We start from the raw sequence: 26,848 nt of genomic DNA, 5'->3' as shown, positions 1-26,848 counted from the left end.
CGGGTGTTTGACTACAAGATCTGACTGGCTGGTGACCGTTTTTGAAAAATCAGAGCCATAGCTTGCTCGTTCGCAAACTTATTTTGGATATGCAAAAGGCCCCGCATCAGCGAGGCCTTTTTCGTGGAGGGGATGACGGGAATCGAACCCGCATCATTAGTTTGGAAGACTAAGGCTTTACCACTAAGCTACATCCCCACGATTCGTGACTTCATTGCCGCGAACAGAATTTAGTCTAGACCATAAATCTAGGTCGATGCAAATCGGGTGATTCCCGTTCCGACTTGGACACATCTCATATAGCATCACTTTGTTCTGCTGCCGTTACAAAACACGCGGTTTCGCGAAGGTCGGGAAAGTGATCTTGGGCCCAAACGCCCTACACGCCGACTTGCAAAGCCTTTTTGCGCGGCAACTTCTGGCACCGAGGGCACCAGTACAGTTTCCTTCCAGCAACTTCCGCCAGAGAGACCGTCCCGGTGCAACGACGACATCCCATCCCTTGACGCTGGTACACGTAGTAAGCGTTATCAGGCCACACCACCCCCAGCGGATCCCTGTCCTCAACACGAGTAGTGATGATCTTTCCGTCACGGACGCCATCTTCCATAATGGCCACGATGTCCCACCACAATTTATTCGCACTACGTCCGGAAAGCTGATTGGCAGGAAGATCCGGGGAAATACGATTTCTAAAAAGCGCTTCGGCTCGGTAGATATTCCCGACCCCGCTAATAAAGTCTTGGTTCATCAACACCACGCCAATCGCGGTACTAGTGCGCGCAAGATTCGCCCGGAACTCCTTGCGTCCTAGCTCTAAGAGCTCAAGGTCTTCACCAGCGCGTACCTGTCCCTTAGCAGCCTGGAATCGCGCAGCGGCACCAACCAAGGGATCCGGACCTAACTTATCGAGCTTTGCTTGCACCTGCTCATAGTCCAAGACTTCGCACGCTGTCGGCCCTCGCAGGTCAGCCCATCCATGCTCGGAAACAATACGGGCACGTACGGCACCGACAGGTTCCGGTGGGCCGGAATATTCGCCAGGCTCCTGCATGTTGCCTTCGCGTTCACCTATGCGACGCGGCGCACCGATTGAGGATGCGCCAATGAACTTATCGTCGCCGCCAAACTCGAAGGCGCCGTAAAGCCCTAGGTGCACTCGCAGGTATAGGTCATTGGAAAAGCGGCAGAATAGCTGCTTCCCCTTAGCGAAGGCATGCTCCAGCTCATTGCCACTGATACGTTCGGCATCTGCGACAAAGCGGCCTTGCGGCGAAGTAATCTGAACCGTCTGCCCACCAAAAACATCATCAAATTGGCGAGCCAGACGGTGAAGGGAATGTCCTTCGGGCACAGTTAGTCGATGACCTCGCCGGTAGTTTCGTATGACGCTATTTTGCCGATTCTACGCACGTGACGTTCGTCGTCGCTAAATGGTTCCGCAAGGAATGCCTCGATCAGTTGCGCTGCCTCTTCTACCGAATGCTGACGCCCACCAACGGCAATAACATTTGCGTTGTTGTGTTCACGAGCTAGTTTGGCGGTGTCCAAGTTCCATGCCAAAGCCGCACGAATTCCTTCGACCTTGTTCGCTGCGATCTGTTCACCATTACCGGATCCTCCAAGAACAATCCCCAGAGCATCTACGCCGGCGCGCTGATCGTCGATCACTGCCTTGGCAGCATTGATACAGAATGCGGGGTAATCATCTTGCGGGTCATACGATTTAGGGCCATGGTTGACCATTTCGTATCCCTTGGCTGTTAAGTGCTTTACCAAGTAGTCGCTGAGTTCCAGACCTGCGTGATCGGTGGCGATGTGTACGCGCATGCTTTATTGCCTCATTCATTAGGAGGAAAGAACGGTTGATGCTCTTCTTAGCTTAGCGACCAACTACCTTCAGAATCGAACTCTATAACCTTTGGCAGTGTCCGTGACGTCTCGGCCGAGAGGATAAGGTTTGGGCAAGAAATAAAGATTTTGTGGCTTAGGGCTTGCATGCTCCCCCGGTGTCGGTGACACAATGGGAGAAGTTATTCAATAATCGTTTCAGAATCTGTGGCGATAATCTTTCAGCACCTTAAAACGGAGAGCACTATGCCAGGAATGAACCTCACGCGCGCTGAGGCAGCCGATCGCGCGAACTTGATCAACGTCGATGGTTACGAGGTGAGCCTGGACCTAACACGTGGCGAGCGTGTGTTAACTTCCCGCACCACTGTGCGTTTCACTGCCACCGAAGGCGCATCAACCTTCATAGATGCCGTTACCGACTCTGTCCGGTCCATCAACCTCAACGGTGTCGAACTTGATCCGGCCCAGCACTCCGACGGCATCCGCATCCAGCTGCCTGCACTGGCAGCCGAGAACGTCTTAATCATCGACGCCGATGCGCTTTACATGAATACCGGCGAAGGCCTGCACCGCTTCGTGGATCCGGTGGATCAAGAAGTCTACCTTTACTCGCAGTTCGAGGTCGCTGATTGCCGACGTATGTTTGCCGTCTTCGAGCAGCCAGACCTTAAAGCCACATTCCAATTCTCGGTGACCGCACCGAAATACTGGAATGTGGTTTCGAATGCGCCAACACCAGCACCTGTTGAGCAAGGCGAAGCGGCCACTTGGGACTTCGTACCTACCCAGCGCATCTCCTGCTACATCACTGCACTGATCGCTGGCCCCTATCAGGTAGTTCGCGATTCACTGGTTTCCTCCAGCGGTCGAACCGTCGAATTGGGAGTCTTCGCGCGCGCTTCCATGATGCAGTACTTAGACGTGGAGAATATCGTCACGGTCACCCGTCAAGGCTTCGAATTCTATGAAAAGAACTTTGGTACCCCCTACCCGTTTGAAAAGTATGATCAGCTTTTCGTTCCAGAATTTAACGCCGGAGCCATGGAAAATGCCGGGGCCGTTACCTTCCTAGAAGAGTACGTGTTCCGTTCCCGTCCAACCCATGCAATGGTCGAACGCCGCGCGATCACAATCCTGCACGAGTTGGCACATATGTGGTTCGGCGACCTAGTCACCATGAAGTGGTGGAACGACCTATGGCTCAATGAATCATTTGCCGAGTTCATGTCTACCTTGGCTGCGGCGCAGAACACCGAATTCACTAGCTCATGGACCACTTTTAATACCTTGGAAAAGAACTGGGCCTACCGCCAAGACCAACTTCCAAGTACCCACCCCATTGTTGCCGAGATTAATGATCTCGAAGATGTTGAGGTGAACTTCGACGGGATTACCTATGCCAAGGGCGCTTCAGTGCTCCGCCAGCTGGTTGCCTTTGTTGGTCAAGAAGAGTTCATGGCAGGAGTACGCGAATACTTCAAGAAACACGCATGGTCCAATACCGAACTACCAGACCTCCTCACCGAGCTGGAAGCAGCTAGCGGCCGGGATTTGAGCGACTGGGGCGCCTCCTGGTTGGAAACCGCGGGTGTCAACACACTCAAGGCTGAAATAGCGAGCGATGAGACCGGGATTATCACCGGATTCACGATCAACCAGAGTGCTATCGAAGAATTCCCTACATTGCGCAAGCACCGCCTAGCAGTGGGCTTCTACAGCCTCGATGAACAGAACAAGCTAGTGCGAGTACACCGCGAGGAGCTAGACGTCGAGGGTGCCAGCACCGATGTTCCAGTACTCATCGGTATGCAGCGTCCAGATTTGGTCCTGCTCAACGATGATGACCTGACCTACACCAAGATCCGTCTTGATAAGCAATCCTTGGCTACCGCCACCGAACATTTGAAAGACTTCGTCGAATCACTGCCACGCACCTTGGTATGGAGTGCGGCCTGGGATGCGGTACGCGATGCCGAGAGTCCAGCCAGTGACTATGTCCAGCTATTGCTAAATAACATCGGTCACGAAGTTGATTCCTCGGTCATCATGGTTCTCTTGCGTCAGCTCAATACCGCCCTGGACTACTATGTGACTCCCAAGCACAGCAGTGAACTTTCGGTACGGGCAGCCGATCGCCTCTGGGAATTGGCACAGCAAGCAGATGCAGGTTCCGATGCTCAGCTGCAGTTCGCTAAAGCATTTGCTCACCGTTCGCGGACCACTGAGCAGTTTGATCAGGTTTCAGGGCTGCTCGATGGTTCCGTGGTCTTAGATAATCTGATGCTAGACACCGACCTGCGCTGGTCATTGGCGATCGCATTGACCGCCGGGGCGCGAATGGATGCTGCCCAGCTAGATGAGATGCTCGCCAAGGATGACACCGCCAAGGGTAAAGCCAGCTGGCACACTGCCCGGGCCGCGCGTCCCTCTGCCGAAGCGAAAAATGAAGCATTTACGGCTGCCACGTCAGCAACGCTGTCCAACGTACAGCAAGGCGCAGTCATTTCGGGCTTCAATATTTCTCATGACCAGTCGCTTCTTAATGGTTTCACGGAGCCTTACTTTGGTCTGCTGGTCAAGGCATGGGAGAGCTACTCGCATGAGATGGCGAAGCAGATCGTTTTGGGCTTCTACCCAAGTTCGGCAGTTTCTCAGAAGACTGTTGATCTCACTGATGAGTTTTTGTCGGGTCTCGGCGAGAAGCATCCCGCGATGCGCCGCCTATTGATTGAATGTCGTGCCGATGTGCTGAGGGCCTTGGCTGCCCAGTCCACGGATGCTAAGGCCTAATATTTAGTTTGCACCCATGGTGTGCGTTGTTGTTCGATATCGGTACGGTACCTAATAGCTAGGGAACGTAGGTTTCGTGCTTCAACGCACACCATAAGCTTCTTAAAGGGTGGAAGAATAGCAGTATGGACCTCTCGCAGCACAACTATCAGATCGCCATCGAGTGGACCGGTAATCGTGGGACTGGTACCGACACCTACCGTGGTTATGGCCGGGACCACATCATCCGTGCGGATGGGTTGCCGGACATCGCCGGCACTGCAGATCCAACCTTTCACGGTGATAAAGATCGCTGGAACCCTGAGCAACTTATGCTCGCTGCCTTAAGCCAATGCCATATGCTCTCTTATCTCCACGTAGCGGTGACCCACGGCGTAGTGGTCACCGGCTATCAAGATCAGGCTTCGGGCACCTTAAGATTAAACCGAGACAATAGCGGAGAGTTCACCCAGGTGGTTCTCCGTCCGCAGGTTTCTTTAGCCGACGATTCTCAACGAGAACTCGCAGATTCATTGCATCAACAAGCCAATAGGGTCTGCTTCATCGCCAGGTCCGTGAATTTTCCGGTTCTCCACGAACCTGTCACCGCGTAATTTAGGAATCTATTAATGAGTGAAATAAACCCGCTGCCTCACACCGTGAAACGCGATCCGATGAGTAACCCAGTAGTCACCGGCCCATCTTCCGTTGAGTTCCTTAAGCTAGCTCAGGAACCAGTAGATGTTTCCGATTACGCGGGGACTTTCTATGAAGAAGTGGGTGGCCGCGAGGTCTTCGCCCGATTGAGTGAGAATTTTTATGCATCCGTTACCGAAGATGAAGAATTTAAGGCCATGTACCCAGAAAAGGATCTGTTCCCCGCTCAGATCCGCCTGCAACTGTTTCTAGAACAATATTGGGGTGGCCCCACTTCTTATTCGGAGCATCGAGGACACCCTCGCCTACGCATGCGCCATATGCCGTATGTAGTTAACCCACATAACCGCGATGTCTGGTTGGCACATATGAACAAGGCAATCGACCAGTTGGAACTGCCGATGCTTCATGCCGAAACGCTACGGGAATACTTCGACCGCGCTGCGCATTCTCTGCTCAACGCGTCAAGCTAAACACCACCAACAGAAAGCTCCGCACTGGTCTAGCCGGTGCGGAGCTTTCTGTTATCAGAGCAGTGACGCCGAACGGCGCAAGAGAACATGGCCTAGGCCATTGCTGACACGGATCCAGTTTCCCTGAAGCAGGATTCTACTTTGTCCATCTGACGACAAGAAACCTAGTGCGTGCATAGCGAAGGCGGCTCCCAATGGGAGGCTGACTTTCGTGTTTTCCATCTCGGCAGACCAGATGCGCTGGCGTATTTGAGCAACAACGGGTTTGCCTGGATTTTCCGGCAAAGCCTTAGCGACCGCATCGATTCCCGACTGCGCTGCTGCGGCCAGCTCAGTATCTGCAACACTTCCGGCTTCTACCCAGCCGGACATCGGCACGGTAATGCCGGCCCATACCGGATTTTCTTCCACCGGAGGGAAAATAAACTCGGTGTTTGTTTGCCCCATTCGCGCCAGACGATCTTGAATAGCCGCAATGGAGTAGCAGGCATTGCTCTGGGCTTCTTTCGCCAGGCGATGCACCCGCATTCCTAGAATGGTGTAGTCGCCTTGTCCAAGTTGTGCAGGAACCAGCACCGGGACATAAACTGCCAGCGCAGTTCCACGGACGGTGAGCAATGCTCCATCGTCTTCGATAGCTTTGGCTCGACTGAGGAAGTTAGCTAAATCGCTGACTGAATTGGAGTCTTCAAAAACAAGTGAATCACTGGCCATAGCCTAATGTTCTCATGGCTTGGGCCTAACTTTCCGGCGCATTCATCGGTTTTCGTCACATATGACAGTTCCTGCCCGGTGCCGTCACGTGAATATTCGAACTTGTCACGATAGAGTTTTCAAAGTCATCGTCAGCACGTCAAGGAGTTCAATATCGTGACCGAGGAACTGGGCACTACACAAATCCTGCTGGATTTGCTGGATCTGGATGGAGCCGAGCAAGCTCGCACCGATGAAGATATTTTTATCGGCAAAACTCCTCGCCAATCCCGAACGAGGGTTTTTGGCGGTCAAGTATTGGCTCAGTCTGTCATTGCTGGTTCACGCACGGTCCCTGAGGGGCGTGCGATCCACTCCATGCATGGCTATTTCCTTCGCCCGGGTGACCCCACACAAAATATCACCTTTGGGGTTCAACGGTTGCGTGATGGTCGTTCATTCTCTGCTCGCAGAGTCCATGCCTACCAAAATGGCGTGCCGATTCTTTCGATGATCGCTTCCTTCCAAGAACCGGCCAAAGGGCTTGACCACTCGGATGCTGTACCTTTTGACGTCCCAGCTCCAGAAACTCTGCTCAAGACGGCTGACATCATCGGTCACTTCGACCACCCGGTAGCCCACGAATGGGCCTACGAACGACCGTTCGACATGCGCCATATCACCGAGCCGGTTTACCTTCCCGGCTACGAGAAAAACGAAGCGATGGCTGCCGTCTGGATGCGCACCACCGCTCCGATGCCAGATGATCCGGTACTCCACCGCGCCGCGTTGGCCTACGCCAGCGACTATATGCTGCTCGAACCAGTCATCCGCCGCCACGGCATCAGCTGGATTCATCGAGGTTTGAGTATCGCCAGTTTGGACCATGCAATGTGGTGGCACCGAGAATTCCGCGCCGATGAATGGTTGCTCTATGTACTGCGCTCCCCCAGCGCATCTTCTGCTCGCGGTCTGGGAACAGGTCAAATCTTCAATGCGGCGGGTGAGCTGGTAGCTACCGTAGCCCAAGAAGGAATGGTCCGACTTCCAGAGTTTGATGCGGATCTAGAGTAAGTCTAAGACTGGATCCGAACCCTGAGTAAGGTCAGCTAAGCATGCCAAGCGACAATTTGCGCCAATTATTATGGCGGAGATTGTCGCTTGTTCTGCTTTTCTGCAAGAAGTTACAGCGCACGGAAGCAGGTCACAGGACTTCGTGCCTAGCTGACACTGTCTCCAGATTCTAGGCGTCGGGCTCCCGCGCCTTGGCTTGCAAGGGCATCCTCCGGATTCAGCAATGAACACGCCTCCATCGATAGGCAACCGCATCCGATGCATCCCATCAGCCGGTCTTCGAGTTCTTCGATGGCCCGACGACGATGCTCTAGTACACGCTTCCATTCGGTAGACGCGCGTTTCCAATCAGCTTCAGAAGGAATAGTATCCATCGGCACTGGTTCGAGCGCATGACCGATGTCCGCCAGTGGAATTCCGAGTTTACTGCCGACGGAGATGAGCGAGATCCGCCGCAACATATGCCGTGGATAGCGCCGCTGGTTACCTGTACTACGTGTTGAATGGATCAATCCAATGTCTTCATAATAATGAAGAGCCGACTTCGCTACCCCTGTGCGCTCACTGACTTGTCCGATGCCTAGAAGCTCTTGTCCAGGACTGTTATTGTCGCTCAAACTTTCTCCTTGTGTGAAGTATCACCGATCAGCAAATTGACCTCAAGCTTACTTGAGGTTCTAGGCTGAACATAGTTGGCGCCCGACACCAAGGGATTTCGGTGCGGGAGATTGAATCTCAGTGACTCAAAAGCAAAGGACGATTCACGTATGCAGAGCTTGTCCGCGGATTTCCGCGATGCATTTCGCACTCACCCCGCGGGTGTAGCGCTTATTACCGCCACTGTTGATGGCAGCCCTTACGGACTGACGATCTCAAGTCTTGCTTCGCTATCGATCGATCCCGTGGCCGTTTCCTTTTCGCTGACTAAAGAATCCGGGGCCGCTGGAGCGGTGCTAGCTGCCAGTACTTTCATGATCCATATGCTCGGCGAAGATCATGAAGAATTGGCAGATAATTTCGCCCGTCCTGGAGCTCCACGGTTCACCACAGATCAGGGGTGGACCTTCCTGTCGACAGGGGAACCGTATTTTGATAAGGCGCCGGCGGCGTTGCGCGCACAAATTCATTCGTCAATTAGCGTCGGTGGGTCGCGTCTCATAGCGGCTGAAATTCTCGAAGTCATCAAGGGAGAACCCGTACAGCATTTGGTGCACCAGAACCGTAAATATCTGAAGCTACCAGCTCTTCTCCCCGGCGCAGCCCAAGGATAGTAGCTAGACTACGCTGACTTTTAAGCAGTAAAAAACGCCGAGGCCACCACGAATATTTCGTGGTGGCCTCGGAGCTTCGCTTTATTCTTAGTCGCGAGTTAGTCGACGGTGGGTCACGCGGTGCGGCTTAGCTGCATCGGCTCCCAAACGCTCAACCTTATTGTCTTCGTAAGACTGGAAGTTACCTTCGAACCAGTACCAGCTCGAAGGATTTTCTTCGGTGCCCTCGTAAGCCAAAATGTGAGTGGCCACTCGGTCCAGGAACCAGCGATCGTGCGAGACGACCACTGCGCAACCTGGGAAGTCGAGCAGCGCGTTTTCCAAGGACGAAAGAGTCTCAACGTCCAAGTCGTTAGTAGGCTCATCGAGCAGCAACAGGTTGCCACCCTGCTTCAAGGTCAACGCCAGGTTCAGACGGTTACGCTCACCACCGGAGAGCACACCTGCCTTCTTCTGCTGGTCAGGACCCTTGAAACCGAAAGCCGAGACGTATGCACGCGAAGGCATTTCGACCTGACCGACCTGGATGTAGTCGTTGCCTTCAGAGACAACTTCCCAAAGGGACTTTTCCGGGTCAATATTTTCGCGGTTCTGGTCGACATAGGAAATCTTGACGGTCTCGCCAATCTTCAGCGATCCTCCGTCAATTTCTTCCATGCCCACGATGGTCTTGAACAGCGTCGACTTACCGACACCGTTGGGACCAATCACGCCGACAATGCCGTTACGTGGAAGCGAGAAGGAAAGTCCGTCGATGAGCACACGCTCTCCGAAGCCCTTCTTGAGATTCTCAGCTTCAATAACAACCTGTCCCAGACGAGGGCCTGGTGGAATCTGAATTTCTTCGAAGTCAAGCTTGCGAGTGCGCTCGGCTTCCGCTGCCATTTCTTCGTAGCGAGCCAGACGAGCCTTCGACTTGGTCTGACGCCCCTTCGCGTTGGAGCGGACCCATTCGAGCTCTTCGGTCAGACGCTTTGCAAGCTTCTGATCCTTTTTGCCTTGGAATTCCATGCGCTCGCGCTTCTTCTCCAAGTAAGTGGAGTAGTTGCCCTCGTATGGGTGCAGTCGACCACGGTCAACCTCACAGATCCATTCAGCGACGTGGTCCAGGAAGTAACGGTCGTGAGTCACGGCCAATACTGCGCCTGGATAAGCCGACAGGTGCTGCTCTAGCCACAGTACAGACTCAGCATCCAAGTGGTTAGTAGGCTCATCGAGGAGCAACAGGTCTGGCTTCTGTAGCAGCAACTTACACAGTGCTACACGTCGGCGCTCGCCACCGGAGAGGTGGGTGACCATCTCGTCGCCTGGTGGGCAACGCAAGGCATCCATAGCCTGCTCTAGCTGGTTGTCGATGTCCCAAGCATCGGCGGCGTCAATAGCCTCCTGCAGCTTGCCCATCTCGTCGAGCAAGGTGTCGAAATCGGCACCTTCTTGAGCCATCTCCTCGGAGATCTCGTTGAAGCGGGTGATCTTTTGGTAGATCTCACCAACACCTTCCTGGACGTTACCCAGGACGGTCTTTTCTTCATTCAAGGGTGGTTCCTGCAGCAAGATGCCTACAGAGTAACCGGGTGATAGACGCGCCTCACCATTGGACGGGGTATCGATGCCCGCCATAATCTTTAGGATCGTTGATTTACCAGCGCCGTTAGGGCCCACCACACCAATTTTGGCGCCCGGGAAAAACGACATGCTGACATCATCAAGGATGACTTTGTCACCAACGGCTTTGCGAGCCTTGGTCATCGTATAAATGAATTCCGCCATGGGGTTAAGGCTAGTCGCTCAGTAGCCGCAATTCCGAATCCACACACCACTAATTCGCCTCAGTGGTGCCCGGTTTCACACGTTTGTCCGTGACACCACCGAATGTGGAACTTTTAGGCGGCTTCTGTGTCCCTTTCAGGCCATGGTGCAGTGGAGTTCTTATCATCTACTTGTTCCGTCTCATCGGACTGGGAGCCACGAGTTGATCGTTCAAATTCGCCGCCGCCATTGCGCACCTTCGTATAGGTCGAAGTTCCATATTTGAGATCGTGCCCAAATGAGAATGCTTCGATATCTACGCTGGTCCCGCGCGTTCCATCGTTTCGTTCAAATTGCCGAACTTGAAGCTTGCCAGTCACCACTATGTGGTCACCTTGCTCAAAAGATTCCATGCCATTTTCGGCCAAGGACCTGAAGGCGCTAATCGAATACCAGTTGGTTCCCACGTCGACCCACTGCCCGGTTTCAGGGTCTCGTTTGCGCTCGTGGGTAACTGCGCGAAACTTCAGCACTGCCAGTCCTTGCGGTGTGATGCTCAGCTTAGGCTCGGTGCCTATAACGGCACGAATAGTCACAAGGTCACTCATGACGTTGTTCTCCTTTGGATCTGACCGGTACGGTTACCGGGTTTCAATCCATGCTGAACCTCGAAGCTTAGTTGCTCGGTTCGTTCGATTCCATTTGTGGATAACTCTTGGTGGCTCTGAAAGCGCCGGCTAATACCATCAACACGATGACTACAACTGGCAGTATCCAACCCGACCAACCGAGAATAGAGGCCTTCGTTGTGTCGAGCATGGATCCCATGATCATGAATAGGGATACCAGCCCGACGCTGGCATTGAAGATTCCATGAGCAAAGGCTGCAGGCCAAACGGAATTACTCAGAGTCCTTAACCAGGCAAAAAACGCTCCGACAACGATGCACATTCCACACATCATCACTACTCCCCAACCGTCCTTGGCAAAGGGGTAGTTATAACCCAACAAGATCAGCGGGGAGTGCCATAGTCCCCAAATCACGCCCGAAATCAGCAGTGCTGGCACCTGACCCAATGGCTGCAATTTTGGCCAGAGCCACCCACGCCAACCAATTTCTTCACCGAGCGCCGGGATCAAATTCAGCAATCCGGCGACAAGAATGAGCCCGGCTTGTCCAAGCAAATACCTCACAGGCCCGTCGGTTCCCGACACAAATTTAAGGATCATGAACTGATCAAAGTCGCCCGGAAAGACCCCGAGCCACGTGCCGATAAATGGTGCTTGAACGATAAGCAGAATGGGAATTAGGTACGCAAGGAGGACAGCGAGGAGAAATCGCTTGGGCTTACGGATCGGAGCGAGACCTGATTCCTTAATGAACTGTTTTCCTCGGCGCTGAAGCAAACTAACGGCCACTGCTGCGATAGTCGGCGTTACCATCATTGCCATGGCTATCCAGGTGAATTGCGGGTGGTGTAAGCCACCTCCTTGCCACAGTGGGAGGGCCACTAACCATGCCAAAGCAAAACTGAGAACCGTAAAGCAGGAGATACTTTTCAGACCATCAATTCTCCAGTGCTGCATACAAATATTCTCCTACTCAACCGCTCATGAACTTGACCTCATACAAGACTAGCGTTTTCAGTTGGAGATCTTGCTTGCGAATGGGCTAAACTAATTTTCGGTTACGCCTCCGTAGCTCAGCTGGATAGAGCAAGAGCCTTCTAATCTCTAGGTCGCCGGTTCGAATCCGGCCGGGGGTACTAAATCCAAAACCGCCGTTCACTTGGTCAAACAAGTGAACGGCGGTTCTTTTTTTATGACGGAAACCGGGGCTTTCAGGTGAAAACACCACAGTTTTACCACAGTTTTACTTTTAGGCACCGCCACTAAGGCGTTGTTTGCGGACGTCTGCAAGCGAGATGACGTTACTTTCCGGCTCAGGTTCCGGGGTCCAATGGTTTGAAAGTTTCGTGGCCACATCATCTCGCATCTCGTCGAGGACGTGTTGGTACCTGGTGAGCATGGAGCTTTGAGACCAACCGAGAATGTCCATGACTACGCGCTGCTCAACTCCGAGCAACAGGAGTGTGGTGGCAGCGGTGTGCCGGCCGTCGTGCACTCGGCCGTCTGGAACGTTCGCCGCCGCCAAGAAGTCTTTCCACGCTTGCCAGTCCGCACGGTGGTCCGTTGGTTGCCCGTTCGGTTTGCAGAACACCAGCTCGTGAGACTTCCCTGCTTGGTCTACATATGGCGCCCAATCTCGTGAGCGCTGCAGACGTTGCACTTCACGGTGCTCTTTCAACGCTGCCGACAACTGAGTAGGTATCGGCAACGTGCGATAACCGGCCGCGCTCTTCGGTGGACCGGTGAAGAAACCACCACCATGGCGCTCAGGGCACCGCCACGCGGACTTATAGACACAAGCCCCAGCACTTCCCGCCACTCCCCCGCAACCGTGCTTCCACGGCAGACTGTAGACCTCACGCGAAAGCTTGATAGTACTTTTCTCGAAATCAATGTCAGGCCACGCAAAACCCAACGCCTCACCCTGCCTCGGGCCCAGAGTAAGATTCAAGATCCACCGTGCTCCGTCATCCATATCCACAGCCAAAGCCAACATCTGGCGAACCTCATCAGTCATATAAACCTGCGGCTCAAAATCAGACTTCCCGGAGACCTCCACCCGAAGCACAGGATTCCTCACCAACACGCCACGATTCACAGCAACATTCAGCGCTCGCCGGAGGATGCGGTGAAGTCCCTGGATGGTACTTGGTGATAACGGGTCGGTGACTTTGGAGCTTTTGTTCGCTCGTTTCCTACTCCCCCGCGCGTCCTGGTACAGCACGTCGATGTCTGACGGGGTGATCTTGTCTAGACGTTTGCCGGCAAGGCGATGGCCACGAATGTAGTTGTCCACTTTTGAGCGGTGTGCGTTGATGGTGCGTTCTTTGATGCTGTTTGGTGCGATCACGTTCAGGTAATGGTCTAGCCATTCAATGAGTCGGGGTGATTGTGTGAGCGTGATAGTGCCGTCGGAGACTTCGAGCAGCGCGGCTTTGAGATTGGCAGCGCATTTCGCACGTGTGGATCCGTAGACAGATTTCCTGATTGCTTTTCCACTGGGTAGGTATCCTGCGATGTAGTTGGACTGCCATTGGCCGTCTTTGCGTTGGCGTGGAACTGTGCCTTCGTTGTTGTTGCGCCTGGTCTTGCTAGAGGTGTTCATCGGCTTCCCTCCTTGGGGAAATTGTGCGCGCAAAATAGGCCCCTTGGCGCGAGGTAAATACGAATTGTGGATAACCGGGTTAGGCGATATGTTCACCTGGTGGCCAGAGTGTTTGGATCTGCTGGCCGTCAAGCGTAACGAGGCGGTCAAGGAGCACTTGCTCGGTGACGTTCAGTTCCTCGGCCATGATCGTAGGGCAGCGTGACCAGCCTGCTACCGTTTGCAGATCCTCGAAGCTGATCAAAAAACGCGCAACCTCTAGGCGAACCTGCCGTTCGACGGCGGGTGTCTGACACGAAGTGTGCCCGTGCTGAATATGGATCGCTTCGTGTGCCAGGAAGCAGTGCTGTTCAACGGCCGTCAGTGAAGGATCGATCCAGATCCGCCGTCCGTCCGTCGCTGCTACTACTTCCGGGTGTGGTCTATTCCAAATTATTATGACGTGCGCGAGTGAGCGCAGCATGCCCCATACCTTCTGCATTCTTAGAACATATGTTCGAACTAAAGTGTGAAGTTAATGTGACAATCTCGATAACTAAACGGTCGGAGTGACCTGCTATTAGGCTCGGTGCTTCAATCTAGTTTCGTATGCACTTCTTGTCGGAGGTTCCGGAGAGGATTCTAGGCGGAACGAGACTATGAGCCAGAGGTATGTGCGGAAACTCCGGCTAAATAGAATTGCGCCAGAGTATAAGGCTAAGCCGAACGCGAGCGCATTGTGAGTGTCCTGCAGGAGCGTGGCGATGATAGGTAGTATGGCAGCAACGAAAATGAACGCGAATATTGAGGTCCAGTTCTTTGCTAATTCGCCGGTAAATTTATCTCGAAGCGTTTTTACGGACGTTGAGCTTGACTGGTACAGCATGGTGCAGACAAATGTGGCAGCTGCCAATACGATTCCGGCTACAGCCGAAAGGCCAACATAAGCTGCCGATTGAGCTGCGGGTGTACCAGGGACCTGTCCGTGGAACACGAAATGCCACACTCCCAGCGCAAGGATCGGAACCAACTGATCGACTAGTGGGCGCCGGAGAATAAAGTCTTGAAAAATAGTTTTCTTCATTCTTCGGTCACCTCCAATTGGGTCTTACTATTCTGAACCCTGTCGTAATTCATTATTCAGCTCTTCCCTGCCGTCGAGAAGCCCCTGTCCTAACTGAGTAAAGTTTTTCTGTTCGTCGCTCAGCATTGGGAGTTCGAAAGAGAAGGCCATGTTGTGCATTACTAAGTTTAGTTCCTCCTCTAGTCCGCCAGGGAGAACCGCTTGAGCTTTAGCCCGCGAGTCGGGGCGCGTGAGTTCGCGTCGATCTCGATTGAACAGATCAAGAAGCGCTCGGGTGGCGTTACTGGAAGAGTGGCCTTTTGCGATCTGCACTTTCAGGTCAAACTTCAACTCGACACCGACTGAATTCGCTACCTGTTGAGCGAACGTCATAATACCGTTTTGCCCTTCCTTCATGTCGGTGAGCGTTCTAGGGGTCGTGAAGCTGCTTTGGAATTTCTTGAGCCCCTTGGCTTTCTCAAGCTCATGTATCTGGTCGGGGGCCATGTAAGGTTCTACCACCCACCGGTACTTGTCAGGAGTATGAATGAATGACCGAAAAAACTTGGCGACCGCTGTGTGATGGGGTGACTCGCGGGACCCGCGAGCCATAGCGAACACATGATCTATGTCGGAGAACATTACTAAGCTTGAAAAAGCGAAGCGAATAGTGGAGTCGGTATTTTCACTAAGGTAGTTCCCGACGTCCTGGCTCTCATCATCAATTTTGGTCATGAAATCAATCGACAGTGGTTTATGCACGCCCAGGAGCATTCTTCCCGAAATTTCGATTGGGTCGAAAATGTATCCGTCGACAGTTCGCTCCTTGAGCGTAAGCTCTGATTTCAATCCGGAAAGTAGCGCGTCCCAATCCGCAGGCTTTGGAGTGATTCGGCCATTACCTTTGACGAGTTCGGCGCGAAATACATGCGCCTCCATGACCTCTGGGAAAATCTCAATGTCAGCCATTACGCATCACTCTCCGGAGCTTGATTCTCATCGTGCTCGTCGAGCTGCTCTCGTACAGTCTTCACCTTCGGGTGTGCTGCTAAAGATTCAATAGGTGGCGCCGGGTACTTCTTAGCTTCGGCACCGTGGAATTCGATGATGCTGTCATCGGGGTCGGTCTTCTGTCCCTGGCTAGTGTCACTCGTGGGCGCCACCGATCGGAGTGGCCGAGGTGGGTGAGCATCGTAGTTGCCTTGCTGTCCATTGGTTTCGCTTTCGTCCTCGCGCATCGCGTCGATCACGGATAGTAGTATCCGTTGATCACGAGCGCTCACTTCACTGGAAGTGCGAACGAAATCAACCAGGCCCTGTTGGTCATCGTCTGAGCCGGGAGTGATCCCCATTGAAGCTAGAACAGCGGAAGCTACTCGAGTTTCTGAAACCTTGAGCACTCGGGCGAGCATCTTGATTGTCTCGCCTTTCATGCTCGAAACAGGTTCGTCTTTGAGCCGGCCAAAATTTGAATGGCTCATCTTGAATCCCAAGCTATCTGCTCGTGAGGACAGTGCCCTCAGTGACCAGCTATTGCGGTCCATGACTTCTTGGAGCAACTCCCCAAGTGGGTGGATTTCGTTCACAGAGCAACCTTGGACTAGATGTAAGTGGCAAATCAAGCAATGCGGACACCATGTGTAACGCCATGCTGGACACTAGAAATTTACCATTTTTAGGCGATGGATGCCCGTAAGTAAGCGGATACGGGCAAAAAGGCCATTCTAGGAGTGGACACTGAACTAAAAGTCTAGTACCGTTTCACTGGACACGACGTAACGAGAGGCGGTACAGTGAACATTGTCAAACACCCCCGAGCAATTGGAGGTCTCTGGATGGAACTCCGAGACAGAAAGATGCTCCAGCGACTCATGATCGTTCAGGACATATCAAACCGAGGCCTAGCAAAGGCCGCCGGATGGAAGTCCCATAGCTACATGAATCGGCTAGTAAACGGAGAAGTGAAGACTTTGGAACCTGAACCTGCCCTTCGCATTGCGAAGTTCCTGGGGGTCGGTGTCGAAGATCTTTTTTTGACTCATGTGTCAGATTTTGCTGAACAAGATGTAGAGCGAAAGAAGACGGCATGAGCGAGAAACCAGCGCTCGCCGACCTACGTGACGAGCTTGACCAGCGGACCGTCGAGCTTGATGCGGCGGTCAGGAAGTTGAAAGCGACACCGCGTGACGCTGACCAGTACGGGGCGGTCTACGAAGCGCGCTGGACAGCTAACGAGGTTTACACCCAAGCGTGGGAAGCCTGGTACGCGGAAACGGAAAAGCCCCCAGCAGGTGCAACTGCTGAGGGCTATGAAACCAAAACTAACGGTAAGCAAGGAAGTGATTTCAATGTCTAGTGTAGTCAGTTTTCCCCAGACTCGCAGGGATGAGCGGGAGATCGATGTGCATCCAGGCGTTCCGATGGCCACACGGCCGGTCCGTTGGCTGTACACGGTGATCGAAGCTGCTGAGCTTTTGTCGGTCGGGAAGCAGACCGTGTACAACCTCATCGATTTGGGCGAACTGCCCAAGGTCATGATCGGCCGGACCGGCAAGACCATCCGTATCGCTGCAACTGACCTGCAGGCGTACATCGATAACCAGCGTGTAGAGGTGGCTCCATCATGGGCGATGTAAGCAGAAGATACTTCCGGGCCAACACCGGCTCGAAGGTTACTCCGGCCGCTGTGGCCGAAGCGTCAGCGTTGGAAGCTCGTGTCGCTGCTTACGAGCAGGCTAAGACGAAGGCTTACCACCTGCTCTCGTCGCTCAAGGTGTGGCAGGGATTTGATGCGACCGGAAATATTAGCGGCGCAATCGAGCACACTCTCACGAACATCGATGACCTACACGATGATCTGGACGCGCTCTACGCACAGATCGTGAAGTTCCGTGGCAAGGGCGACCGGATATGAGCCGCATGGATGGCCGGGTCATCTTGCACCCGAAGGGCTCTGGCAAACCGTCCGCAACTTTCGATGTGTCCTGGTTGGAATATCCGAAGAAGGACCGTGCGAAGCAGGCGGTAGAAGTTGTGGGCCGATGGGCTCGCGCAAAGTACCGCGGGGACACCGTGGTTGTGGAGGCTGGGTCGATCGCTGTTGATGGGGATCAGGGCGTTGGCCACCTTCACGTGAACGGTCATGAGATCGCTGACTTCTCAGCAGTGGTTGTTCCGGTTCCAGTTCCTGCAGCGTCCTTCTTTGGGGGCGGACGCTGATGAGCGCCGAGACGATTCTACGGATGGCTTCCCGCCGCATGTGGCGGTTCTGGGCGCCACTGATTAGTTTCCTGCTGGTGTTCTGCGGACTCACCGCTCAGCTCAGCAACGGCATTTCTGGGCTCGCTGCCCTGGTCGCCTTGATGCTGGTCACTACCGCGTGTGGTGACTGGTTCACCGCCGAGCGCGCAGCTTATAACGCTGAACACATTTCACTCTAACTTCCTTTTTACTTTCCCTGAGAGGGGCATATTTTCATGGCTAAATTTGATGCCACACTAAAAGTTTTGGCTTTGTCCTCGGTGCATCAGCACCCAGATAACATTCGTGATGACCTCGGCGATCTAACCCAGCTCGCGTCGGAGATCAAGTCGATGGGTGTGATGAGCCCACTGTTGGTTTACCCGCATCCTGACCGCGCTGGTGACTTCGTGGTGCAGGACGGCAACCGTAGACGTGCCGCCGCCGCCGAAGCAGGCCTGACCGAGGTGCCGTGCGTAGTATTCCCAGCACCAACGGCGGAGCGTGGCCCTCGCGCTGATATCGAGACGATGCTGAGTACTGGCCGTAATCACCGGCCTTTGTCCGAGCATGAGGTGTCGAAGGGTATCCAGGGCTTGCTGGATCTCGGCATGGATATCACCACTGTGGGTAAGAAGTTCAAGATGTCCCGCAAGGAGGTTCAGGCTCGCGCCAAGGTAGCACGGCAGGACGATGGCGTGTCCAAAGCGTTCTCGGCCGGCAGGCTAGGCCTAGATGCAGTTCAACGCTTACAGGAACTTGAGGATTCTTCAGAGGACCCAACACTGTACGAGCGCACGGTTTCTCGCATCGAAAACTTGGCGCATGGTGCGTCCGTGGAGAACGTGGAACGCACCATCGCTGAGGTGGAGCGCGAGGTTGCCAAGGAGAAGGTTCGGGCTGATCTGGATGAGCTAGGTGCCGAGCAGGCGCCAGACGACGCGTCCTATTCGTCGAAGTGGGATCGTATCAACAGTGAGAACGAATTGTCCTATGACGGGCATATCGAGGCTGGCCATGTTTGGCGCATGGAGTACTACGCGACCGAGCCCACCTGGTATGCGAAGGCAGCCAAGGAGAAGCAGGAGCTGTCCGAGGCGGAGAAGCTCGACAAGCAAGTTCAGGCCAAGCTGAACGGAATGCTGGCCATCGTTGCCCGACAGCGTGTGGCTTACATCGTTGACGCAGTGCAGAACAAGAAGGCTGACGAGGATTTCGCCAAGAAGGTCATGGTCGAGCAGATCATGTTCGCTTCGAGGTACGAAGATACTCCGCAGATGCTGTTGGGCAAGATCGTCAGCAACGAATACCCGACTGAACAGGACTTTGATTCTCGTGAGTCTTGGCGGGAAAACGTGGGCAAGTTCTTGGCCCGGTGGCCTCTGGCCAAGCTGGCATTGGTCTTGAAATTGGTCAGTTCCAGTCAGACCGAGGAAAAGCTCGCAAAGCTCAAGGGATTTGAGCGCACGTCGTACGAGAGAGACGGCTTCCACGGTGGCTGGAATGGCGTCCGAGAGTACTACGAGCTACTCGCTGACCAGCTGGGGTATGAGCTGGATATCGATGAGGTTGAAGCGATGCAGTACTCGGCGAAGGCTGAGCCAAAGCGCAACCGAGAAATGGATCTCGTCGAGAACCCGGACGAGGTGACCGCGACTTGCCAGGAATGCTCGCAGGAGGTCGTTGCGGATTCCGAGTGGGCTGGCTTCTGCGTGAACTGCATCGATGATGCGGCGGTCTCAGAATGAGTGCCGAGGTCTTAGTTCAGTCAAATTTGATGCCTCACATTGTCGCGCTGGACGAGATGGGCAGTTTCGAGTTGGAGATTCCATCGAACCACGAGCGTTTCCGTTCGATGGGTGCTCATCCTTCGACGATGGGGACTGCTCCGGTTCCTCTGTTGGTGGATCTGCCTAATGCGTACAGAAGATTCGATAGCACGCCGGCCGACGCAGTGTGGCCGCGCGCCACGGTTCGCCCGACTACTGGTCTGCATGCTGGCAAGTTGATCTGGTCCGCGAAGATCTGGGTTGCTCCTGGTAAGGAAGCCCGGGTGAACGGTGTCTGGGTTACTAGAGCGAGTACCAATGCATCGGAAGTGTTCTGGTGGGCGCAGAAGACCGTCCGGGAGTTCCGTGAAATGGCGGTTTTTCATCAGACCGGTGCTCTGGGATCGCACAAGCGAAGGTGGGCGCCGGAATGGTAGAGCGAGGCTGGCGAAGCATAACCAAGCAGTCCGAGGGTAAGACCTCCGACTCGGGGCATTGGATGGACCAGGCCAAGTGCAAGGACTGGGATTTCAAGAAGAACGGTGACCCGTTCTTCCCGGTTTCCTCGGATGAAAAGGCTGCTGCTGATGCCTTAGCAGTTTGCGCGGACTGCCCGGTGATCTTGGCTTGCCAGGAGTACTCCATGGATAAAGAGATCACCCGGCAGCACGGAGTGTTCGGCGGCACTATCCCCAAGGCGCGGATCAGCCACGCACGTCGTACCAGCCGTAAAAGAAGACAAGCCCAAGAAGCACAAAGTTAGGAATCAACAATGCTGCAATTCACTGTAGACCTCCACGATTTCCGCTCCGCTTTGGCGTCCACCAAGACCCACGTTTCCAGCGACAGGGATGACGAGATCGGGCGCAGCCTCGACTGCACTATTCGTCCCAACCGGGAACTACTCGTCACCGCATCCAACGGCCTGACCGTAGGTATCGCTCGCGCGTCCATCGACGAAGCAGGATTCAATGGCGAACTGGGCCAGTTCTCTATGACCCCGGAAATCGCCGGAACCATCATCGACATGTTCGCACCTGGCAAAGAGGACTGGAACGTCCAGCTGGAAGTGACAGTCACCTTCGTTCAGGAACAACGCATCGGTGAAGAAGACATCACCGTAGCAACGATCAAAGTTCGACGACTCGGCCAGCTGTTCGGTGGTGACCAGTTGAGCGTCACAACACCTGTCCAGGTGCGCGGCGATCGGGAACGTCTTTGGGCCACTGTTGCCCGCTCAGCACAGCGCAGCCGGGCAATGCTCCCACCGACCAGGTTTGACCTGAAACGTCTAAGCGCGTTCCGTGCGGCACAAACCACCTACGGTGAACCACTCACCATTGCCGCGCTCGTGCATGACTTCGGATCCTTGATCGTCTTCTGCGGGCACAACTTCGTCGGAATCGTTACCGCCGACCGCGTCGAGCTCGAAAACAAAGACAAAGACAACTACGAGGACCTGAAAGAGCACTGGGCCAACGAACTCCCATCGCCCATCGCGTTCGTCAGCTAAACCCTTGTTAATCCCAAAACAAACCCACCACCTTGTAGGAGGAAATATGAACACCAACCTTGAAACCAGAAGACAACTCGTCGATTACGACGGTTGGAGCGCAACGGTCAACTCAGTGACCATTGCCGAGCAGACCGAAAACCAGCACAAGAGCATCATCCGTCTGATCCGAGACAACCTGGCCGATCTCTCGGAGTTCGGAAGGGTGCGTTTTGAAAACGCACCCTTGCAAACGGCAGGTGGGGTGCAAAGCCGAGAGATCGCGCATCTCAGCGAACGCCACGCAACTTTGCTTATCACTTACCTGCGCAACAACGACACAGTGCGCACCTTCAAAATGGCACTCGTCAAGGCTTTCTACGAGATGGCCCAACAGCTCAAAGACCAGCGCTCGCCGATGTCCGAGGATGACATTGTTGCGCAGGCTCTGCAGATCACCAGCGCGCGGGTCAAGGCTTTGGAGTCGAAGGTGGAGCAGGACGCTCCGAAGGTCGATTACGTCGATACCTTCGTGGCTGACGAGGATCTGATCACGCTGCGCACGCTCGCATCTGATTTGAAGATCGGCGAGAACGAGCTGCGCGCACTGCTCGTGGATAAGAAGTGGATCTATAAGCAGGAATCTTCCCGCTACTCCGAGAAGAAGGGCCGCAAGGTGCCGATCTACCGGTACAGCGCCACCGCGGACAAGAAGAACTACTTCCACGCAGTACTCGCGCATGACGCTCCCCGCTTCAAGGGCGAGGTAATGCACACCCTCAAGATCACTCCCCAGGGCGCCGTGGCCATCACCCGCCTGGTCGGTGGCATCAGAAGAGGCATGAACGCAATTCAGAGCGCAAAGGGGCCAACAGCATGAGCAGCTTCGAAACTTCGGCGGACTGCCGGGAAATGAAACACCAGACCTGCTACGGCCGCGCCTGGAACGACGCCACGGACTCCGAGGGCGAATGCCAGTGCAACTGCCACCTTCCAGACGAAGTCCCGGAGGAAGCACCAGCGCCAGCGGACACGATCCGCGTCACCGTGTATTCCAAGCCTTCCGGTTGCGGACAGTGCATCAACACCGCACGTGCAATGGACCGCATTGAGATCCCGTATACGAAGATCCTCGTGCAGGACAACGAGAAGATCCTCATCGATGAACTCAAGCGTGAAGCCGCGGCCCTGAACGTGCCAGCTGAGATGCCGTGCGTCGTGGTCTACGACTCGACGACCGAGGACACCGACACCTGGTTCGGTTTCCAGCCGGACAAGATCCGCGAACTCAAAGGCAAGATCACCAACTCGCGGAAGGCTAAACCGTGAGCACCGTGATTGAAGCCCGCCGGCTAAACGGAACCGATCTCAAGAAAACAGTTGAAGCACAGGGAGTCAAAGGCACACTCTGCGCAGTCTCCCACGCAGTATTCCGGGACGCAGACAACAAGCTAGTCCCCTTCGTGCAGATCAACATCGACGGAACACCACACGTATTCCGTCCAAGCGACAAGATCACCATCACCGGAAGGAAAGTGAAACCAGATGCCTGACCAGACCCCGCTAAACCCGAAGGCGCTCCGTGAAGGCGCAGCTGCCATCGTCGAATTTCAGCATCAAGGCTCCCCTTGGAAAGCACCGTGGGGCGATATGGGTGAGCCAACGCGGGCATACATATCCAAGCAATTTGCAGTTGGCGTGTCCGCGTACCTCACCGCAGCCCAGTCAGTAGCTCGTTGCAAAGAGCGCCATTCTCCTGATCTCGTATGCGACGGATGCGAACCACCAGCACCAGCCCCGTCGGTAGTGAACAGCGTGGATGGGCTGCCGGATAACACGGTCATTGAGGACAACGTGGGCGACGTTGGAATCATCTTCAACGGTCACATTTGGTACCCGGAAACCAACCCTCTGAGCATCGAACGCGTCGCCAAGCGCTACGGGCCATTTACCATCCGATACCGCCCGGAGGTGAACAGCGTGGAAGAGCTCGTAACCACGCCGGCAGGCCGAGCGCTGGCTAACGCGTCATTCAATGAAGGCTTGAGCGCCGGAATCAGGGCATGCAACGAATCTCTCGAAGGCGAACCTTTCGTGAAGCCCGTTAGCCCCTACCGCCCGGAAGCGAAACCATGAGCCCCCTAGCTATCGTCACGCTCATCGTCGCTGCCTACTGCGTGATCATCGTCCTCTTCACCCTCGGCCTCGGCCGCCTATTCCGCTACACCGAAGTCAAGCACGAAGAAATGATGAGGAACCATGACCGAGCAGCCTAAAGCCGAACCAGCCAGCTACACCGGAGCACCCCAACGCCTGGACTCCTTCCGAGACATGGAACCAATCCGCATGGGTGAAATCAACTACTTCCACCGAGGCCTGCACGTCGAAATGAACATGGCCAACAAATCCAAGAAAGCCTACGGCCAGATCGTCTTCACCTCACACCACGACAACGTCACCAAGATCGGCGTCCGCTGGAACGGTGACTACGAAGAACGCCACGGCCACCCCGACCAGATCATCCGCATCGAGATGACGCCATGAGAATGATCGTCACAGCCCTCACCGCAACAGACTCAAAGATCCGAGTCTGCCGAGGCCCAGACCGATGGCACACCATCCAGCACCAAAAAAGCATCTGCGTAGCCAAAGAATACGAATGGGCGCTCGCCGTGGCTCGGGCCATGGCGCAGCAGACGAGTAAGCATCCAGTAGAAGAAGCGAGTGGCAATGTCTTGGTTGAAGCAGTCGGACGTATCGGCGAATCACCCATTAGTGCTGCGCGTGATGGAGCTGGACTGGGTGGACGAACGCCTGCTGAACGAGATGTACGGCTGGATCAACCGGTGCGCAACCTCGTCGGCAGCGTTTGACCGCGACTACATCGTGGAGGTCGGCACCGCAAGGATGCTGGCCGGCCTGTCCCGGTACCAGGAACTGCTGAAAGCGGCCTTGTACTGCGGGATATTCGAGATCAAGGAGATTCAGGAGCAGGGCAGTATGCGCCCGGTCCTCAAACTCGTGGAAGAGGAAGACCTGTTCCACATGATCTTGAAGTCCGAGAAGGAACGCGAGAAGAACAGGCAAGCAGATAATCGCAAGCCTGAGCGTTCCGGACCGGTGCGTAAGCGTGACGGCGACGAGTGCCGTTGGTGCGGTGTCATCGTGAGATTCGGCAACGGTGCCGGCGGCGATCAGAAGTCCGCTCGCGTGGGAACTATCGACCATCTAGATCCGCGTGATCTGGATAGCTCGGAGCCAACCCCGTTTGAGCGCCTGGTTGTCGCGTGCAAGCAGTGCAACTCATCAAGAAAGGACGGTGCAAGCTGGGACAAGCCACTACGGCCAGCCCCGGAAACGCCTTACTACAGCAAGACGACAGCCGATTGGTTGCTCGATAAGTGCGGTTACCGCGTGAAGGTATCCGAGGAACGCAGAGAACTATTCGATCCCCAGCCAGTTCCGGCTATCGAGGGTACGACGGCCAGCATGCCCGAATGGGCACGCCCGGTCAGTGATGACGCAACGGAAAACTCCGGCGCATCCAGCATCGTCCCGGTAGCTACGGCAACAGGCAAGGTTGAACGACATGCGGCGACGGACACTCCGGCCCATGCGAAGCCACGATCCCACTCGGATCTGGCCTCGTTCCCTGCAGTCCACGATGACGAGACCGTAGAGACTCCCACACTAGGTGAGACTCCGGAAGCCACGAAGCAGGCAACGGACAACTCCGGCCCCAACGTGCAGCACTCGTCGCCGAAACCTTCGCCACGCGATCAAACGCAAATCAAAAATAAATCAACCGATCATCAATTGAAGATCAACGACGACGAGGGTGACAGATCTGGATTTGCCGGGTCGGGTCGGGAAGGGTCTGGCCGGGTTGGGTCTGGTCTGGAAGCTCGTTCTTCTGTACCTGTGCCTGCTAAACCTGTTGATCCTGCTAAGCCCCGTTCAAGACGTAGAAGACCTCGTAGGAGAAAGAACTAATGAATATCAAGCATCCTGCTTTGCTCTGGTCTGAGTCTGAGTTTCAGTCTCATGTGATCACGTTGGCGAAGCAGTACGGATTCAAGCAGATTTACCACACAGCAGATTCGCGCCGGTCTAATCCTGGCTTCCCTGATTTGGTCATGGTGAACCCTCGGACTCGTCGGACTTTGTTTGTGGAGTTGAAAGCGCAGAGCGGTCGGGTGTCTCCGGATCAGGAGGTGTGGCTCGATGCGTTGCGGGTGGCTGGTCAGACTGCGATGGTGTGGCGCCCGTCGGATTGGATTGCAGGTTTGGTCATGAGCACGTTGTCAGGAATGGAGATGCGTCGTGCCAGAGCATAAGAACTCGCCAGCTTGTGGGTGCTGGGGTTGCCAGTCGATTGCCCGTGAAGGTTCCGGAGTATGCGTGGTGCACCTGGTTGCTGAGCAGGATCAGGTTCCACCGGTGGCCGCGCCTGGTCTGAATGTCTGCGTTGGCTGTGATGATCGGATGCGTGCTGATCTTCGGTTGATTGCTGATCGGTGGGAAGAAGCTCAGGACGCACTGCATCCTAGCTCTGGTGGTGGTGACAGTGAGCGTCATGCCGGCCGAGTTGAGCCGCCGTTGCCGTTGGACGTTTCGGTGTCTGATGCGCTGAGGATCGTGCGTGATGATGTGTGGTCTGTGGCTCTGCGCCTGGTTGATGATCATGATGGGTTGGCGTTGCCGGCTGATCAGACGACGCCGAGCTTGGCGGAGTGGATGGCTAAGTGGCAGCTGATCAAGATCGCTGGGTCCGCGGACAAGGGGTGGAGTCGTGAGGCGTACTGGTTGATAGCTTCGGCAGCTGATCAGATCACGGCGGTGACTCATGGCGTGGAGACCCGGGTGGATATGCCGGCCATGTTCTGCAAGCACAAGACCCACGTTGATATGAAGACCTCGGTGTGTGGCGCTCAGCTGATGTTGGCCGAGCGGCCTGATGGTGTGAAGACTGTGCGGTGCAATGAGGACGTGTCGCATGCTGTTCCGTGGGACATCTGGTCGCAGGCATTGCGAGCGAGCAGACCACAGCGAAGGGGTGCGCGATTGCCCCGTGCGAGTCGGGTTTGACGGACTTGACATAGTGGCGTAAATTTACTGATTGAATGGCCTTACTGGCTCAAGCGATAGCCCCGAATCACAACAGTGGTTCGGGGCTTCGTCGTACCCAGATGCAATGAGGTGATCATGCTCAGCGAGTGGGACCCAAAGCGGGGCAGGCAGGGTAGACCGTGGCGCAGGCTGGTGGCTCAGCATTGTCCACCCGGTTCCATCTGCGCCTGGTGCAATCAAGAGATCGTCTTCGGTCTTCGGCCTCGGCATTCACTCGGTCCATCACTCGATCACATCATTGCCTTGACTGATGGTGGTCATCCCACCGCACCATGGAACCTTCAGCCCATGCACCTCGGGTGCAACAGCAAGAAGGAAGCAGCTCGACGTCGACAAAAAATTAAACCAGTACCGCGACCGGTCACGAAATTATCTTCATTGCGCCGCCGATGACCCTGCT

35 protein-coding genes and 2 tRNA genes are annotated in these 26,848 nt (G+C 54.8%); 25 read left to right on the top strand and 12 right to left on the bottom strand.

Translation table 11 applies throughout. The features are described 5' to 3' along the window. Positions 1-124 precede the first annotated feature (124 nt). The 3 genes from IEX04_RS18415 to IEX04_RS18405 form a co-directional block, all read right to left on the bottom strand. Positions 125-198: transfer RNA gene (locus IEX04_RS18415), tRNA-Gly, on the bottom strand. A gap of 181 nt (positions 199-379) precedes the next feature. Continuing rightward, the gene (locus tag IEX04_RS18410) at positions 380-1,354 is read right to left on the bottom strand and encodes an Fpg/Nei family DNA glycosylase (RefSeq protein ID WP_096254619.1); all 975 of its coding nucleotides are present in this window, start codon (positions 1,352-1,354) and stop codon (positions 380-382) included. A 2-nt stretch (positions 1,355-1,356) separates the two neighbouring features. Continuing rightward, positions 1,357-1,830, bottom strand: coding sequence for a ribose-5-phosphate isomerase (locus IEX04_RS18405; RefSeq protein ID WP_096254618.1), 474 nt, complete (start codon positions 1,828-1,830; stop codon positions 1,357-1,359). Positions 1,831-2,097: 267 nt separating this feature from the next. On the opposite strand from IEX04_RS18405, the gene pepN reads away from it, so the two are divergent. The 3 genes from pepN (at position 2,098) to IEX04_RS18390 (ending at position 5,753) form a co-directional block, all read left to right on the top strand. Continuing rightward, positions 2,098-4,644, top strand: a complete 2,547-nt coding sequence (gene pepN / locus IEX04_RS18400; protein ID WP_188687499.1) for an aminopeptidase N — start codon at positions 2,098-2,100, stop codon at positions 4,642-4,644. 125 nt (positions 4,645-4,769) lie between these two features. Beyond that, complete coding sequence (locus IEX04_RS18395) at positions 4,770-5,237, top strand: OsmC family protein (protein WP_096254616.1); 468 nt, start codon at positions 4,770-4,772, stop codon at positions 5,235-5,237. 15 nt (positions 5,238-5,252) lie between these two features. Continuing rightward, positions 5,253-5,753 carry a globin gene (locus IEX04_RS18390; protein ID WP_188687498.1) on the top strand — a complete coding sequence of 167 codons (501 nt, stop codon included), beginning with the start codon at positions 5,253-5,255 and terminating at the stop codon, positions 5,751-5,753. Between the two features lie 54 nt (positions 5,754-5,807). Here IEX04_RS18390 and IEX04_RS18385 read toward each other — a convergent pair whose 3' ends face one another. Further along, entirely contained in the window at positions 5,808-6,467 is a 660-nt protein-coding gene (locus IEX04_RS18385) for a DUF8185 domain-containing protein (protein ID WP_096254614.1), read from the bottom strand. Between the two features lie 156 nt (positions 6,468-6,623). Between IEX04_RS18385 and IEX04_RS18380 the strand changes: the two genes are divergently transcribed. Continuing rightward, positions 6,624-7,520, top strand: coding sequence for an acyl-CoA thioesterase (locus tag IEX04_RS18380; protein WP_188687497.1), 897 nt, complete (start codon positions 6,624-6,626; stop codon positions 7,518-7,520). 146 nt (positions 7,521-7,666) lie between these two features. Here the strand turns inward: IEX04_RS18380 and soxR are convergent, their stop codons facing one another. Next, the gene (gene soxR / locus IEX04_RS18375; RefSeq protein ID WP_096254612.1) at positions 7,667-8,137 is read right to left on the bottom strand and encodes a redox-sensitive transcriptional activator SoxR; all 471 of its coding nucleotides are present in this window, start codon (positions 8,135-8,137) and stop codon (positions 7,667-7,669) included. 150 nt (positions 8,138-8,287) lie between these two features. On the opposite strand from soxR, the gene IEX04_RS18370 reads away from it, so the two are divergent. Then, complete coding sequence (locus IEX04_RS18370) at positions 8,288-8,791, top strand: flavin reductase family protein (RefSeq protein ID WP_229677251.1); 504 nt, start codon at positions 8,288-8,290, stop codon at positions 8,789-8,791. Positions 8,792-8,878: 87 nt separating this feature from the next. Here IEX04_RS18370 and ettA read toward each other — a convergent pair whose 3' ends face one another. From ettA to IEX04_RS18355, 3 genes are all read right to left on the bottom strand, one after another. Then, the gene (gene ettA, locus IEX04_RS18365) at positions 8,879-10,561 is read right to left on the bottom strand and encodes an energy-dependent translational throttle protein EttA (RefSeq protein WP_096254611.1); all 1,683 of its coding nucleotides are present in this window, start codon (positions 10,559-10,561) and stop codon (positions 8,879-8,881) included. Between the two features lie 113 nt (positions 10,562-10,674). Further along, on the bottom strand, positions 10,675-11,148 hold the full coding sequence (locus IEX04_RS18360) for a single-stranded DNA-binding protein (RefSeq protein WP_096254610.1): 474 nt from the start codon (positions 11,146-11,148) through the stop codon (positions 10,675-10,677). A 67-nt stretch (positions 11,149-11,215) separates the two neighbouring features. After that, positions 11,216-11,992: a CPBP family intramembrane glutamic endopeptidase gene (locus IEX04_RS18355; RefSeq protein ID WP_229677250.1), complete on the bottom strand. Its 777-nt coding sequence runs from the start codon at positions 11,990-11,992 to the stop codon at positions 11,216-11,218. Positions 11,993-12,232: 240 nt separating this feature from the next. Here IEX04_RS18355 and IEX04_RS18350 point away from each other — a divergent pair. After that, positions 12,233-12,306, top strand: a tRNA-Arg gene (locus tag IEX04_RS18350). A gap of 113 nt (positions 12,307-12,419) precedes the next feature. On the opposite strand, the gene IEX04_RS18345 is transcribed toward IEX04_RS18350, so the two are convergent. From IEX04_RS18345 to IEX04_RS18330, 4 genes are all read right to left on the bottom strand, one after another. Then, positions 12,420-13,775 carry a tyrosine-type recombinase/integrase gene (locus IEX04_RS18345; protein WP_188687495.1) on the bottom strand — a complete coding sequence of 452 codons (1,356 nt, stop codon included), beginning with the start codon at positions 13,773-13,775 and terminating at the stop codon, positions 12,420-12,422. Positions 13,776-13,854: 79 nt separating this feature from the next. Further along, complete coding sequence (locus tag IEX04_RS18340) at positions 13,855-14,238, bottom strand: ImmA/IrrE family metallo-endopeptidase (protein ID WP_188687494.1); 384 nt, start codon at positions 14,236-14,238, stop codon at positions 13,855-13,857. A 627-nt stretch (positions 14,239-14,865) separates the two neighbouring features. Next, complete coding sequence (locus IEX04_RS18335) at positions 14,866-15,786, bottom strand: hypothetical protein (RefSeq protein WP_188687493.1); 921 nt, start codon at positions 15,784-15,786, stop codon at positions 14,866-14,868. Beyond that, the gene (locus IEX04_RS18330; protein ID WP_188687492.1) at positions 15,786-16,403 is read right to left on the bottom strand and encodes a helix-turn-helix domain-containing protein; all 618 of its coding nucleotides are present in this window, start codon (positions 16,401-16,403) and stop codon (positions 15,786-15,788) included. The genes IEX04_RS18335 and IEX04_RS18330 overlap by 1 nt, the downstream gene beginning before the upstream one ends. Positions 16,404-16,652: 249 nt before the next feature. Between IEX04_RS18330 and IEX04_RS19195 the strand changes: the two genes are divergently transcribed. The 19 genes from IEX04_RS19195 to IEX04_RS18235 all read left to right on the top strand — a co-directional run bounded on the left by IEX04_RS19195 (position 16,653) and on the right by IEX04_RS18235 (position 26,406). Then, positions 16,653-16,907: a helix-turn-helix domain-containing protein gene (locus IEX04_RS19195; RefSeq protein WP_188687491.1), complete on the top strand. Its 255-nt coding sequence runs from the start codon at positions 16,653-16,655 to the stop codon at positions 16,905-16,907. Further along, positions 16,904-17,173 carry a hypothetical protein gene (locus tag IEX04_RS18320; RefSeq protein WP_188687490.1) on the top strand — a complete coding sequence of 90 codons (270 nt, stop codon included), beginning with the start codon at positions 16,904-16,906 and terminating at the stop codon, positions 17,171-17,173. Before IEX04_RS19195 ends, IEX04_RS18320 begins: the two co-directional genes overlap by 4 nt. After that, the gene (locus IEX04_RS18315; protein ID WP_229677249.1) at positions 17,166-17,453 is read left to right on the top strand and encodes a helix-turn-helix domain-containing protein; all 288 of its coding nucleotides are present in this window, start codon (positions 17,166-17,168) and stop codon (positions 17,451-17,453) included. The genes IEX04_RS18320 and IEX04_RS18315 overlap by 8 nt, the downstream gene beginning before the upstream one ends. Further along, positions 17,441-17,731, top strand: a complete 291-nt coding sequence (locus IEX04_RS18310; RefSeq protein ID WP_188687489.1) for a hypothetical protein — start codon at positions 17,441-17,443, stop codon at positions 17,729-17,731. The genes IEX04_RS18315 and IEX04_RS18310 overlap by 13 nt, the downstream gene beginning before the upstream one ends. After that, positions 17,728-18,036, top strand: coding sequence for a hypothetical protein (locus IEX04_RS18305; protein WP_188687488.1), 309 nt, complete (start codon positions 17,728-17,730; stop codon positions 18,034-18,036). The genes IEX04_RS18310 and IEX04_RS18305 overlap by 4 nt, the downstream gene beginning before the upstream one ends. Continuing rightward, positions 18,036-18,257, top strand: a complete 222-nt coding sequence (locus tag IEX04_RS18300) for a hypothetical protein (protein WP_188687487.1) — start codon at positions 18,036-18,038, stop codon at positions 18,255-18,257. The genes IEX04_RS18305 and IEX04_RS18300 overlap by 1 nt, the downstream gene beginning before the upstream one ends. A gap of 36 nt (positions 18,258-18,293) precedes the next feature. Further along, positions 18,294-19,805 (top strand): ParB/RepB/Spo0J family partition protein, encoded by a 1,512-nt coding sequence (locus IEX04_RS18295; RefSeq protein ID WP_188687486.1) that lies wholly within the window; start codon positions 18,294-18,296, stop codon positions 19,803-19,805. Between the two features lie 29 nt (positions 19,806-19,834). Next, positions 19,835-20,263, top strand: coding sequence for a hypothetical protein (locus IEX04_RS18290; protein ID WP_194446481.1), 429 nt, complete (start codon positions 19,835-19,837; stop codon positions 20,261-20,263). Then, positions 20,257-20,589 carry a WhiB family transcriptional regulator gene (locus IEX04_RS18285; RefSeq protein WP_188687484.1) on the top strand — a complete coding sequence of 111 codons (333 nt, stop codon included), beginning with the start codon at positions 20,257-20,259 and terminating at the stop codon, positions 20,587-20,589. Before IEX04_RS18290 ends, IEX04_RS18285 begins: the two co-directional genes overlap by 7 nt. A gap of 9 nt (positions 20,590-20,598) precedes the next feature. Then, positions 20,599-21,339, top strand: a complete 741-nt coding sequence (locus IEX04_RS18280) for a hypothetical protein (RefSeq protein WP_188687483.1) — start codon at positions 20,599-20,601, stop codon at positions 21,337-21,339. Between the two features lie 46 nt (positions 21,340-21,385). Then, positions 21,386-22,198 (top strand): Rha family transcriptional regulator, encoded by an 813-nt coding sequence (locus IEX04_RS18275; RefSeq protein ID WP_188687482.1) that lies wholly within the window; start codon positions 21,386-21,388, stop codon positions 22,196-22,198. Further along, on the top strand, positions 22,195-22,647 hold the full coding sequence (locus tag IEX04_RS18960; RefSeq protein ID WP_229677248.1) for a glutaredoxin family protein: 453 nt from the start codon (positions 22,195-22,197) through the stop codon (positions 22,645-22,647). Before IEX04_RS18275 ends, IEX04_RS18960 begins: the two co-directional genes overlap by 4 nt. Beyond that, positions 22,644-22,871 carry a C2 domain-containing protein gene (locus IEX04_RS18265; protein WP_188687481.1) on the top strand — a complete coding sequence of 76 codons (228 nt, stop codon included), beginning with the start codon at positions 22,644-22,646 and terminating at the stop codon, positions 22,869-22,871. Before IEX04_RS18960 ends, IEX04_RS18265 begins: the two co-directional genes overlap by 4 nt. Then, positions 22,864-23,454 carry a hypothetical protein gene (locus tag IEX04_RS18260; RefSeq protein ID WP_188687480.1) on the top strand — a complete coding sequence of 197 codons (591 nt, stop codon included), beginning with the start codon at positions 22,864-22,866 and terminating at the stop codon, positions 23,452-23,454. The genes IEX04_RS18265 and IEX04_RS18260 overlap by 8 nt, the downstream gene beginning before the upstream one ends. After that, complete coding sequence (locus IEX04_RS18255) at positions 23,451-23,594, top strand: hypothetical protein (RefSeq protein ID WP_188687479.1); 144 nt, start codon at positions 23,451-23,453, stop codon at positions 23,592-23,594. The genes IEX04_RS18260 and IEX04_RS18255 overlap by 4 nt, the downstream gene beginning before the upstream one ends. After that, positions 23,578-23,862, top strand: a complete 285-nt coding sequence (locus IEX04_RS18250) for a hypothetical protein (protein ID WP_188687478.1) — start codon at positions 23,578-23,580, stop codon at positions 23,860-23,862. Before IEX04_RS18255 ends, IEX04_RS18250 begins: the two co-directional genes overlap by 17 nt. A 186-nt stretch (positions 23,863-24,048) precedes the next feature. After that, positions 24,049-25,311 carry an HNH endonuclease gene (locus IEX04_RS18245; RefSeq protein ID WP_188687477.1) on the top strand — a complete coding sequence of 421 codons (1,263 nt, stop codon included), beginning with the start codon at positions 24,049-24,051 and terminating at the stop codon, positions 25,309-25,311. Beyond that, the gene (locus IEX04_RS18240; protein WP_188687476.1) at positions 25,311-25,655 is read left to right on the top strand and encodes a VRR-NUC domain-containing protein; all 345 of its coding nucleotides are present in this window, start codon (positions 25,311-25,313) and stop codon (positions 25,653-25,655) included. The genes IEX04_RS18245 and IEX04_RS18240 overlap by 1 nt, the downstream gene beginning before the upstream one ends. Next, positions 25,642-26,406, top strand: a complete 765-nt coding sequence (locus IEX04_RS18235) for a hypothetical protein (protein WP_188687475.1) — start codon at positions 25,642-25,644, stop codon at positions 26,404-26,406. The genes IEX04_RS18240 and IEX04_RS18235 overlap by 14 nt, the downstream gene beginning before the upstream one ends. The last annotated feature ends 442 nt before the right edge of the window (positions 26,407-26,848 follow it).

Origin of the sequence: Glutamicibacter ardleyensis, assembly GCF_014644555.1 — a bacterium.
Lineage (GTDB): Bacteria > Actinomycetota > Actinomycetes > Actinomycetales > Micrococcaceae > Glutamicibacter > Glutamicibacter bergerei.
The sequence above is the reverse complement of the archived record's forward strand: the minus strand, read 5'-3'. Positions and strand labels throughout refer to the sequence as shown.